This is a genomic window from Desulfosporosinus youngiae DSM 17734 (genome assembly GCF_000244895.1).
GTDB lineage: Bacteria > Bacillota > Desulfitobacteriia > Desulfitobacteriales > Desulfitobacteriaceae > Desulfosporosinus > Desulfosporosinus youngiae.
Genome location: NZ_CM001441.1, coordinates 3683642 through 3695736, shown reverse-complemented (window position 1 = coordinate 3695736; position 12095 = coordinate 3683642). Strand labels below are relative to the sequence as shown.

At 46.3% G+C, this 12095-nt stretch carries 8 protein-coding genes; 5 read left to right on the top strand and 3 right to left on the bottom strand.

Going from position 1 to position 12095, the window contains the following annotated elements; all coding sequences use genetic code 11:
* Positions 1 to 2: 2 nt before the first annotated feature.
* Together DESYODRAFT_RS17260 and DESYODRAFT_RS26690 are read right to left on the bottom strand one after the other, a co-directional pair.
* Complete coding sequence (locus DESYODRAFT_RS17260; RefSeq protein WP_007785043.1) at positions 3 to 317, bottom strand: PadR family transcriptional regulator; 315 nt, start codon at positions 315 to 317, stop codon at positions 3 to 5.
* A 12-nt stretch (positions 318 to 329) separates the two neighbouring features.
* On the bottom strand, positions 330 to 1163 hold the full coding sequence (locus DESYODRAFT_RS26690; RefSeq protein WP_007785041.1) for an RDD family protein: 834 nt from the start codon (positions 1161 to 1163) through the stop codon (positions 330 to 332).
* 447 nt (positions 1164 to 1610) lie between these two features.
* On the opposite strand from DESYODRAFT_RS26690, the gene DESYODRAFT_RS17250 reads away from it, so the two are divergent.
* Complete coding sequence (locus DESYODRAFT_RS17250) at positions 1611 to 2651, top strand: GGDEF domain-containing protein (protein ID WP_007785040.1); 1041 nt, start codon at positions 1611 to 1613, stop codon at positions 2649 to 2651.
* A 445-nt stretch (positions 2652 to 3096) separates the two neighbouring features.
* Positions 3097 to 5091: a methyl-accepting chemotaxis protein gene (locus DESYODRAFT_RS17245; protein WP_007785037.1), complete on the top strand. Its 1995-nt coding sequence runs from the start codon at positions 3097 to 3099 to the stop codon at positions 5089 to 5091.
* 20 nt (positions 5092 to 5111) lie between these two features.
* Here DESYODRAFT_RS17245 and DESYODRAFT_RS17240 read toward each other — a convergent pair whose 3' ends face one another.
* Positions 5112 to 5546: a hypothetical protein gene (locus tag DESYODRAFT_RS17240; protein ID WP_007785035.1), complete on the bottom strand. Its 435-nt coding sequence runs from the start codon at positions 5544 to 5546 to the stop codon at positions 5112 to 5114.
* A 331-nt stretch (positions 5547 to 5877) separates the two neighbouring features.
* Between DESYODRAFT_RS17240 and DESYODRAFT_RS17230 the strand changes: the two genes are divergently transcribed.
* From DESYODRAFT_RS17230 to DESYODRAFT_RS17220, 3 genes are all read left to right on the top strand, one after another.
* Positions 5878 to 7596, top strand: coding sequence for an ABC transporter ATP-binding protein (locus tag DESYODRAFT_RS17230; protein WP_007785032.1), 1719 nt, complete (start codon positions 5878 to 5880; stop codon positions 7594 to 7596).
* A gap of 3 nt (positions 7597 to 7599) precedes the next feature.
* The gene (locus DESYODRAFT_RS17225) at positions 7600 to 9495 is read left to right on the top strand and encodes an ABC transporter ATP-binding protein (protein ID WP_007785030.1); all 1896 of its coding nucleotides are present in this window, start codon (positions 7600 to 7602) and stop codon (positions 9493 to 9495) included.
* 338 nt (positions 9496 to 9833) lie between these two features.
* On the top strand, positions 9834 to 12071 hold the full coding sequence (locus tag DESYODRAFT_RS17220) for an ATP-binding cassette domain-containing protein (RefSeq protein ID WP_007785029.1): 2238 nt from the start codon (positions 9834 to 9836) through the stop codon (positions 12069 to 12071).
* Positions 12072 to 12095 lie beyond the last annotated feature (24 nt).

The following is a 12095-nucleotide window of genomic DNA, read 5'->3' as shown; positions in this document are numbered from 1 at the left end:
TTTCAAATCTGAATTCCCAAGGCAGATACACTGTCCAGGATCTCTTTCCACTCGGCCAGCATCTGGCCTAAATATTCCAAACCCGCCGGGGTGAGGCTGTAGTATTTGCGGTCCGGGCCGGTTACTGATTTTTTGGGGGTAATTTGGGTATGGCCTGTGGCGTTTAAGCGGCGGAGAATGGTATAGATTGATCCCTCATAAACATCAGGAAAAACCTGACGGATCGATTTCATCAGCTCGTACCCGTAAAGCTCCTTATCTTTCAGCCGGTACAGGATGCACATTTCCAGTATCCCTTTTTTCATTTGGGTATCCATAGTGCAGACCTCCTAGACATTGACGACAATGGTATCGGCCAGCATGTCGTGGAGCGTTTTATGCTCTTCGCTATATAAAATCGTCACCAGCGAGATCAGCGGTACCAGAGGAATGGAATTGATCACAGTTTTCATCAATAGTTCGCGGAGAAAAATACTGCCGCTGCTTACCGGACCGGTATCCGAACGGCGTACTTTAAGGCGCAGCAGTTTTTTGCCGACAGTTTGTCCTCGGAAGAGAAGAGTGGCCACCAAAGAATAAAGCAAATAAAAGGCCAGGGCAAACCAGGCGGCGGCAATTTTAACCGCAGTAGGTTTGGGGAAGTCCTTTTGGACCCTTTCAGGATTAGAGCCGCCTTCCCGGACGATTTCCCGGTTGGTTTCCGGTTGCACTTGGACTTCAACAGGATAGCTCTCAGTCGTTTTATATTCGCCATAGGCGGCATAGCTCAAAAAAACGGAGGCTCCGGAGAGGGGAGCGGGATAGAAAATAAACATATAAAAGGACATAATGGCGCTTCCTAAGAAAGATGTGAGAACCAGAACCGGCAGGAAGGCGATGGCAGCATCAATCAAGTAAGCACACAAGCGGCGGCCCGGATGGGCAATGTGTTTATCAGGCTTAACCGTCAGTCCATTTTCAGTTGCCGCTTGCCCCTCAAGTAATGATTTCGCCAAAAAAGCAGGCGATCCAAGTCCATCGGATATTTCATCATCCGTTTTTCCCTCTTCTCTGCCGGCGAGGAAAAAACTTTCGTAATCAGCCAAAATGTCCTTTACTGTTTCCGGTGCCAGTTTCCCCTCAAGGTTTTCCTTCAGCTCCCGCAGGTATTCGGATTGTTTCATGGTGAATCCCTCCTCTACGGATTATTAAATAGTATAGAATTAGGTTTAGTATATAGAACTACTGTTTAATAAACAATAGTGGGAGGATAAAAATTTTCTCTTTTATGGCAGAAAGAAGAGTACACGTGTAACTTTTCACAGCAAATCAGCACTAAAGGAATAAGAGAAAGAGCTTTACCTTTTATCCAGATATCACTGAGGTTGCAAGGCAAATTAACATTGAAGTCGAGGATGAAGGGCAGCTAAATATTTCCCAATGTTTCAAAGGGGACTTATCAAATCATGTCGAACTAATAATAATATTCGTTTTTCGGGGTATGCCATGAAACAGTTCTTGCTGCCCCTTCCCCACAGGGGAGCCCAAAAGATTTTCACTTTTTTCGCGAACGAGCAGCTGGGAAGCCTGCCGCTTTTCGTCAAGAGGATTTTGGTTAGGAGGTAAAACGATTGCTTAAAGAAAATATGCACAGCGAAGCAGGAGGCTCCCAACCATTGGATATCCGTCTGAGTCTATATAGAACGATTATTGCCGCAGGTGCAGGTTTAGCTATTTTTAGTATTGTTGGGAATTATATAGGGGGCTTCCCAGCGATCATCAATTATAAATGGGTATTTCTTTTTTTGATCTGTACCATTGCTTTTTTATTTTCAAAGAGCCCAAAATACACGAGCCATATGTTCGGAGTGTTCATATTTATAATTGGCTGTTTCCTGCCTTTTGCCTTTATAGATTCAGGCGGCAGCAAGAATAATGCTGTTGGCTATATTTTTTTGCTGCTGATTTCCATCACCTATCTTTTCTCGGGATGGAAACGTATTTTTCTGGTAATTATGCTGATCACAGTATTTATAAGCCTTTACATGCTGGAATTTTGTTTTCCTGATTTGATTCCCGTGTACGCCGACTCAAGTCAATTAATTGACAGCATGTTTCAGATCCCCCTGTTGATTTCTGCCTCCTTCTTGATTCTGCTTCGATTTGCCAAGGAATATGAACGGGTTAACCAAAAACTCGTTTTTTTCGCCAACTATGACGAACTGACGGGTTTATGCAATCGCAGAATGTTCAATAAAGCGATGGAGAAGGCTATGGAATGCAGAGACCAGCCCACTTACCTGGTACTGCTGGATCTCGATCACTTTAAAATAATCAACGACAATCATGGCCATCATAGAGGAGATGAAGTGCTGGTAGAATTGTCCGGACTTTTAAAACAACATTTTGATCTGAACCGGCAGGTGGTCAGCCGTTGGGGAGGGGATGAATTTGCAATTATTTACTCTGGTCCAAAAGATGAATTGGTTGGCCTTTTAGATAATGTCAGCGCTTTATTTTATACTTATGTCAAACGCTATGAAGAATCTGCGGGAGTCAGTACCAGTATTGTTTCCTTCAGCGACTTTGAATCAGAAACAGAGGCCCTGATTGCGGCAGACCATTTGTTGTATGCTGTAAAAAATGAAAAAGCTCAGCCTATCATCAACTGATGATAGAGGATCACTGCTTGATTACAGCTCAAATTCGGAATCGATTCCGAATTTGAGCTACACCCAGCATAGCTTACAATTAAAAGGGGTGTCGCAAAGCTATTAGATAGTGATTTGCGACACCCCTGGTTTGCCTGAAATTAGGAAAAAACATATTGACAAGAACAAAAACCTAGTGGTAATATTTACTTATTAAATGATATTGATAATCATAATCAAGTACTATACATAGTCGTTTGCTTTAAACGGCATCTAGCCGTCTGGAAAGATCAACGTGGACAGTATTTCAGGTAATCGAAACGATGGGGAGGAGACAAGAATGAAAGAAGAGTTGACTTGCTGGAATAACATGGTCACTTAGAAAGGCATAGCCGCCTGAAGGGAACAATCCTTCAGGCGGCTTTTCAGGCTTTGAAGTATTGGAGTGCAGATAAGGAGTTGTGACATGAGTTTAAGTAAAAAAATAATTATCCCCGTGGTTGCCGTGGTAGCTGCAGTGGTTTTTCTTCTAGGATACAGCATTCACGGAAGTATTAATGGAAACCTTTCCGGGTTTTATCAGGAGAATTTAAACAAAAAAGCAGATGCTTTTCAATCAGAAATAGACACAATGAAAACAAAGGCCTTGAATGGTGCGGACTGGTTTGAAAGTTCCGCCGATCTGCTCCAGGCCTATCAGGCGAACGATCGCCAGACGGCTATTGAACTCGGACAATTGGCAATGGAGTCTTTCGGACTGGACTATTTTCTGATTACGGACTTAGAAGGCAACGTTTTTGTCAGGGCTCATGAACCGGAGAAATTCGGGGATAGTATTGCCGGTCAAATCAATATTCAGAAGGCCGTCCGGGGAGAAAAAAATGTTGGGATCGAAGAAGGAAAAGAGGTCGGGCTTTCTATCCGGGCGGGTTGTCCACTTAGAAATGCCAACGGTGACATTACCGGAGTTATTTCCACCGGCTATGTATTTGCCAGCGAAGCCTTTGTCGACAGGTTCAAGAAATTGTTTAATTCGGAAATTACTGTTTTCAGTGGTGATGAGAGGTTAATGACGACATTGCTGGATGAAAAAGGGGAGCGGATTATTGGAACCAGACTGCAAAGCCAGCAAATAACAGATCAGGTGCTGAAGAAAGGACAAATATATTATGGTCAATCCAATATCGGAGACATCGAATATAGTGCTCTTTACCTGCCCGTGGTCGATGTAGACAATAAAATTGCCGGCATGATGTTCATTGGTGATAATACCGGATTGATCAATAGCCTGGTAGGGGAGACAACCCAAAAAATAGGACTGGCTTCTCTAGTTTTAGCTGTTTTCCTTATTCTTGCCCTGGCTTTGATTGTCAGGAGAGTGGTTATCAAGCCGCTCGGGGGGATACTGGCTGTTCTGAAAGGGGCAGCCGAAGGAAAAGGAGATCTTACCATAAGAGTTCAGGAGCAATCCAAAGACGAACTTGGTGAATTGGGCAAATATTTTAACCTGTTTGTAGGAGAAATGCAAGGATTGGTTAAGAGCATTGGCAGCTCCACAGGCCAAGTAAGCGCTTTTACAGAGCAGATGGCGGCTAATGCTGATCAAACCAGCAGGGCTGCTGAAGAGATTGCTGTAACCATCTCTCGTTTGGCCGAAGGTGCCAATACCCAGGCCTTGTCCGTAAAACAAGGAACAGATATGATTGAAGCAATCAATAAGGCAATTATAGCGATAAAAAATAGTACGGGCCATCTGGTTAAGGTCAGCGGGGAAACCCATAAAACCATGGAAACAGGATTCCAGGCCATTGCTACCCAATTTGATGCCATGGAAGAAAACAAAAAAGCTTCGACGGGCGTGGTTAATAAAATTAATGCTTTGGCCAATAAATCCGATGAAATCGGACAGATCGTCAATGTTATTAACGATATTGCTTCTCAAACTAATCTGTTGGCCTTGAATGCGGCTATTGAGGCGGCCAGAGCAGGGGAGCAAGGAAGGGGTTTCGCAGTCGTCGCCGAAGAAGTGCGCAAACTGGCGGAAAAGTCCACGGTTGCTACCCAGGAAATTGCCGGTCTGATCCAGGAAATCTTGAAAGGGATTTTTGAAACCGAGCAGGAAGTGTTGCTGGCAAGTCAAGCTGTGAGCGCTCAGGAATCAGCGATTAATGAAACCCAAGATTCCCTTCGCGATATCCAAGGAGCCGTCGAAAAGATTATGACGGAAACGGGCAGCATCTCTTTGGCCGCGATTGGGCTTGGCCGGGAAGTTAAAAACGTGGTACAGACGATGAACAGCGTTGCCGAAGTAGCGGAAGAGAGCGCCGCTTCTACCCAAGAGGCTTCAGCAGCTACACAAGAGCAAACATCCTCGCTGGAAGAAATAGCTGCCAACGCCCGGCAGATGAATAATGCGGCGGAAGATCTTAAAAATAAGGTAAAAAGATTCACCGTAGCTTGACGACCCCCAATATTCCGAAATTATCGAGATATTGTTGCCGGCCCACTGGAAGAAGAAGCATTTGCCTTTAATTGGTCGCCAATGGCGACTAAGCAAAAGCCAATAACGCTAATGATATTTCCAACTACAGAATATTTTCCGCCCTTTAATGTTAAAGGAGAAACATCAGGATCATCAGTTGCAATTTGGCAGTACCTGGCGACCGACACATAAGTAAAAATGATGCTTCCTATAAAGAATGTCCAGCTTGAGGCAGCAATAGTATAGGCAGAATTATCCGCTATGGATTCTTTATTAAATTCCTTAGCAATTATTTCCTTCTCAGCTTGGTAAGTTGAGATTAAGGCTATTATTGAAGCAATAACAAAAAGAATATCGCTTATTCGTTCATCTTTGACCAAGCTTAAATCCAACTCAAATTTATTGATAGCGGTTCTATCGTTTAAAGCAATCATTTTAAGAATTACCCTTCTGTTTTGATAGTCTATATTATGCTGAAGAAGGGAAGAGTGTTTGTTTTTCACAAAGAATTGAGAATCCGGGGACAGCGGAATGAGAAAATCCGGAGAATCAAAACCCTTGAGTTGGCAAGATACAAAGCAAAAACTTATAACCTTTCCGAAACGTTATTGTTAGGGAAGGTTTTTGTTTTGTTTAAGCTAGGTTACAATACTGAAATCAGGACCCTTGGAATAGTCATGATTTCAGTATTCATTTCCTATATAATAAAAGAAGAGGATTGAAAAGCTACTTCCTTTGAGGACATGACGGAAGCAGGTCAAACTAATGAAGTTATACCGTAATTATTTCAGAAGGTACAAAGTGCCCTTTTTGGCAGGGGTTTTGTGTGTAACCCTGGAAGCAGTCTGCGATTTGCTGGGCCCTACCCTGATGGCCCATATCGTAAACAACGGAATTGAACAAGGCTCTCTGAGCGGGGTTTATCACTGGGGCACCCTGATGCTGGCTGTAACCTTGATCGGGGCTTGTTTTGCCGTGACCAGAAATATTCTAGCCAGCCATGTTTCCCAAAGAATGGGGGCGAATTTACGGTCAGACTTATTCAAGAAAATCATCTCTTTTTCAGAAGACAGTGCGGATAAAATCGAAGCGGGTTCCCTGATCACCAGAATGACCAATGACACTGCCCAAATCGTCCAGTTCGTCAATGGCATTATGCGTATTTTTCTGAAGGCCCCCCTGACCGGCTTGGGCAGTATTATCCTGGCCAGTTTGCTGAACTTCCGGCTCAGTCTGATTATCTATGGGGTGGTAGCTGTGGTTACCCTCTTGATTTATATCAGTATGAAACTCAGCTATCCCAGATTTTATCAACTGCAAATGGCTATGGATCAGGTCAATTTGAAGGTGCAGGAATATTTAATCGGGGTCCGGCTGGTCAAGGCCTTTGGTACTTACGGTAAGGAGATCGAAAAGTTTGACGAGGAGAATCGGAACTTAAGGCAGCGGGGAATATCCTCTCAAATGGTGATTACCCTTATCACGCCTTTTTTAACCCTGGTCGTCGGGGTCGGAACCACGGCAGTGATCTATCTGGGCAGCAGATTGTTTATGAGGGACCTGGCCAATGTTGGGGATATGACGGCCTTTACCATCTATATGGCTCAGATCCTGATCTCCCTGATTATGATCACCAATGTTTTTACCATGTTCGTGCGTACCAAGGCTTCGACGGCCCGCATCAGGGAAGTCCTGGACAGTGGGGAAGATTTCGCCCCCAGCCAGGCAACCGGAAAACTGCAGGGCCGGATCACCTTTGATCAGGTGACCTTTGCTTACCCCAAGGGCAGCGGAGTTCCGGCAATCCGGGAGCTTTCCTTCACGGTGAATCCCGGAGAAAGCCTGGCGATTATCGGCCCGACGGGAAGCGGCAAATCAACCATTGCCTGGCTGCTGCTCCGCTTCTACGATGTGGACAGCGGTGCAATCATCCTGGACAATTCTAATCTCAAAGAGCTGGGCAGCGACGTAATCCGCAGCAATATAGCCATAGTTCCTCAGAAACCCATGCTGTTTTCCGGCTCTGTGGCGGAAAATCTCCGCTGGGGGAATCAGCATGCCTCTCCGGATCAGCTTAAGCAGGCCGCAGAAAAAGCCCAGGCTGACTTTATCGTGGAGATGGCGGAGGGGTATGACAGTCTGCTGGGCAGCGCAGGGGTCAATTTATCGGGAGGCCAGAAACAGCGGATTTCCCTGGCCAGGGCTATCTTGAAAAAAGCTCCGGTCCTGATTTTAGATGATGCCACCAGTGCTTTGGATGCCGTAACCGAAGCCAAAGTGCGGGAAAACCTGAAGCATCAAGAGGATCAGCAGACCGTCATTATCATCACCCAGCGCTGCGGAACAGCCATGTCCGCAGATCAGATTCTGGTCATGGAGAATGGCCGGAAGGTGGGCTGGGGAACTCACGAAGAATTGCTGAGGTCCTGCGAAGTTTATCAGGATATTTATCATACCCAGATCGAAAGCAGCAGGGAGGGATAAGCTATGGCAGAGCAATTTCGCAGTCGGCAGCCCAAAGCTCCGGCCCTGATTAACCGGCCGGGAGCGGGAGGCAGTCGTTTCGCTCCGACTGCCAAACCCAAGAATGCCAAAAGAACCCTGCTGCGGATTGTTAAAATCTATCTGCGCTGGGCTAAAACCATCTTCGCGGCGGTTTTTCTCACGGCCGTCTCTTCCTTGGTCGTCGTGGCGATTCCCTATTATGTGGGTAAAACCTTCGATACCTTCCACATCTCAGCCAGAACTGTGGATACGGACAGACTGGTTTCCCTGCTGCTGATTATCCTGGGTTTGTATCTGAGCAATTGGCTCCTCAATCTGATCAACGGGGCCATGATGCTGCGGGTCTCCCAGAAGCTGGTTTATACCCTGCGCCAGGAATTCTTCGCCAAGATGCAGAAGCTGCCCCTGGGCTTTTATGATACCCGCTCCCATGGGGATACTATGAGCAGAATTACCAATGACGTGGATAATATCAGTTCCACCATCGCCCAGACCACCACCCAGCTCATCTCCAGTATCTTAACTCTGGCGGGTTCGCTGGCAGTGATGATCCATCTGAATCTGCCCCTGACTTTCGTGGTTTTGCTGTGTGTGCCCCTGGTTTCCTTATTAAGCAAAACCATTGCCTCCCGAAGCCGGGCTTACTTTTTGGCCCAGCAGAGAAGCCTCGGGGCCCTGAATGGGGTCATTGAAGAGACTATTTTGGGTCTGAAAATGGTGAAAGCCTTTAACCGGCAAGAGGATGTCATCCGGCAGTTCGGGGAAATCAACGGAGGTTTAGCTGAAAGCAGCCAAAAAGCTCAGGTATGGTCCGGCTATATGATGCCGTTGATGAATGTCATCAATAATTTCATCTTTGCTGTGGTGGCCATCGTCGGCGGGGTCTTGTCCCTCAGCAATGGCTTGACCGTAGGGACCGTGGTCAGTTTTTTAAGTTATGCCAAGCATTTCGCTCAGCCCCTCAATTCCGTGGCCAGTATGTTTAATACCATCCAATCTGCTCTGGCGGGAGCTGAGCGGGTTTTTGAAATTCTGGATTATGAAGAAGAAACAGCGGATCAGGAAGATTCTCTGGCAATGAAAGATCCTGCCGGAGGGGTTGAGTTTCACCAGGTTAGTTTTTCTTATGATAAGACCCAACCGATTCTGAAAAATGTCAGCTTTCAGGTCAAGCCCGGTGAGGTCATTGCCTTGGTGGGAGAGACCGGCGCCGGAAAGACCACGATTGTCAATCTGTTAACCCGCTTTTATGATGCGGACAGTGGGGAGATCAAGATTGACGGGGTGCCGATTACCTGGATCAAACGGGCCAGCCTGCGCAGCTTCTTCTCCGTTGTGCTTCAGGATACCAGCCTGTTCAGCGGAACGATTATGGACAATATCCGTTACTCAAACGATGACGCCACAGAGGAAGAGGCGATTAAGGCGGCGAAAATTGCCCATGCCCATGATTTTATCGCTAAACTCCCCCAAGGGTATGAGACTAAAATCTCGGCAGCCACGGATAATTTAAGCCAGGGGCAGCGGCAGCTGATCGCCATTGCCCGGGCGGTTCTCTGTGACAGTCCGATCTTGATTCTGGATGAGGCCACCAGCAGCGTGGATACCAAGACGGAAAAAGCTATCCAGAAAGCTCTGGTCAGTCTCATGCAGAACCGGACCAGTTTTCTGATCGCCCATCGTCTCTCGACGATCCGGGATGCGGATCGCATCCTGGTGATTGGGGACGGACAGATTCTTGAATCCGGCAATCATCAGAGCCTGATGAGGGAACGGGGCCGCTACTATGAGATGGTCATGAGTCAGCTGAACAATAAGATATTAAAGAATTGTTCTCATACAGAACACATGAAGCTAACAAATCCAATTTATCAATGAATGGACGAAGCTGGAAGTGATGGTGAGGATTCTCTGGATTAGGCCCTCGCCATGGAGTTTGGTATTCAAACCTTGATGCTGGGTGGCTCTTCGTATGGCAAAAGAGGTTTATAAGCTTTAAATTCGTCACCAGTGTCGAATTTGACTTACACCCAGGCTCTCTTCCTGCTCAGCTGACAACCACCGAAACATTGAAATCACCGGGTGACGAAAACAGGCATCCTTCACAGCATGAAGGATGCCTGTTCTTGCATAATCCAGAGGTATTCCTTCTGTTTTTTTGCCTGAAATATGGCATAATATTAGAGGATTCCCAATTCTATCTAAGGAGACTGAATATGGAACATGAGTGTATCGAAATCATCGGGGCTCGTGCCAATAACTTAAAGAATATCAGTTTAAAAATTCCCAAAAAGAAGATAAGCATTTTTACCGGCGTGTCAGGCTCGGGCAAGTCATCCATTGTCTTTGAAACCATCGCCCAGGAAGCCGGCCGGCAATTGAATGAAACCTTCAGCAAATTTATTCAGGGTTTTTTGCCGAAGTATGGTCATCCCGATGTTGATGCCATTGAAAACCTATCCTTAGCGATTATTGTGGATCAAAAGAGAATAGGCGGCAACTCCCGCTCAACCCTTGGCACAATAACGGATATTAATCCCTTGCTCAGGCTGCTGTTTTCACGAATCGGGGAGCCCCAGATAGGGCCTTCCCATTATTTTTCCTTTAATGATCCCAATGGAATGTGCAAGACCTGTGAGGGTATCGGCAGGATGGTTACCCTGGATCTTGACAAAGCCTTGGATCAAGAAAAGTCGTTAAACGAGGGAGCGATTTTGCTGCCGGGCTTTACCCCCGGTACATGGCTGTGGAAAATGTATGCCGAAACCGGCTTTTTTGATGGCGATAAAAAAATTAAGGATTATTCGCCGGAGGAATACCACAAGCTGGTCTATCATCAACCGGAAAAAATCAAATCGGCCATCGTTGAAGGAATGAACACCACTTATGAAGGTCTGGTCGAGCGGTTTATCAGGCAGAATATCAAAACCCAGTATGAAAAATCCGAGGCATCACAGAAGAAAATTGCACCGTTTACAACGGAAAAACAATGCCATGACTGCGGGGGCAAACGCTATAACGAAAGTACGTTAGCGTCGAAAATCATGGGATATTCCATTGCCGATTTGACAGCTCTGCAGGTAGATGAGCTGCTGGAATTAATCCGAACGATCAATGATCATAAGGTAAAACCGATTATCAAAAATCTAACGGAGCGGCTGAATGATTTAATTCAAATCGGACTTGATTATGTCAGCCTGGATAGGGAAACATCCACCTTATCCGGCGGGGAATCCCAACGGGTTAAAATGGTCAAGCATCTGACCAGCAGCTTGACGGATGTTATGTATATTTTTGATGAGCCAAGCATCGGCTTACACCCCAGAGATGTGCACAGGCTTAACGAACTGCTGGTCAAATTGCGGGATAAGGGCAATACGGTGATTGTGGTTGAGCATGACCCTGATGTGATCAAGGTTGCCGATTATATTGTCGATGTTGGGCCTAAAGCGGGTACAAACGGCGGGAGGATCATGTTTGAGGGCAGCTATAGCGACTTGCTGAAATCCCAGACCCTGACAGGCGAATATATGGGCAGGAGCCTGCCGGTTAAGAGTAAGCCAAGGAGAAGCCAGGATTTCTTTGAAACGCAAAAGAGTACTTTACACAACTTGAAAAACGTCAGTTTAAGAATACCGAAAGGGATTTTCACGGTTGTGACAGGGGTTGCCGGTTCAGGCAAGTCGACCCTCGTCAACGGTGTCTTTGCCAAAGAATATCCTGAGGCCGTTATTGTTGACCAGTCCGCGGTCAGCGCCAATTTGCGTTCCAATCCGGCGACCTATACGGGAATCATGGATCAAATCCGTAAATTATTTGCGGATGAAAACAAGGTCAGCGCCGGATTATTCAGTTATAATTCGGAGGGTGCCTGTGAGGCCTGTAAAGGGCGGGGTTATATAGAAACCGATCTTTCCTTTATGGATTCAGTCGCAACCACCTGTGAGGAATGCGGCGGCAAACGGTTTAAGCAGGAGGTTTCAGCGTATAAGTACAATAACGGGTCTATTGTTGAAGTGCTGGCAATGACCATTGCCGAAGCCGTTGAGTTTTTTAGCCAAAAAGAAATCAAAAACAAGCTGAAGTATATCGTGGATGTGGGCTTGCATTATATGACCCTGGGGCAGCCTTTGGACACCCTTTCCGGCGGAGAGTGCCAGCGCTTAAAGCTGGCCAAGGAGTTAAGCAAAAAGGGCAGGATCTATATTCTGGACGAGCCGACAACAGGTCTGCATATGTCCGACATTACCGGCATTTTGACCATTATTGACCGTCTGGTTGACAAGGGCAACACCGTGATTGTCATAGAACATAACCTGGATGTCATTCGCAATGCCGATTGGATTATTGACGTAGGGGTTGAGGGCGGCAGCAAAGGCGGACAGATTCTGTTTGAAGGACCGCCGGGAGACTTGAGAAACTGCCGGGAGTCCATTACGGCAAACTACTTGTAACGAGTGGGGGTTTACGAATTACAA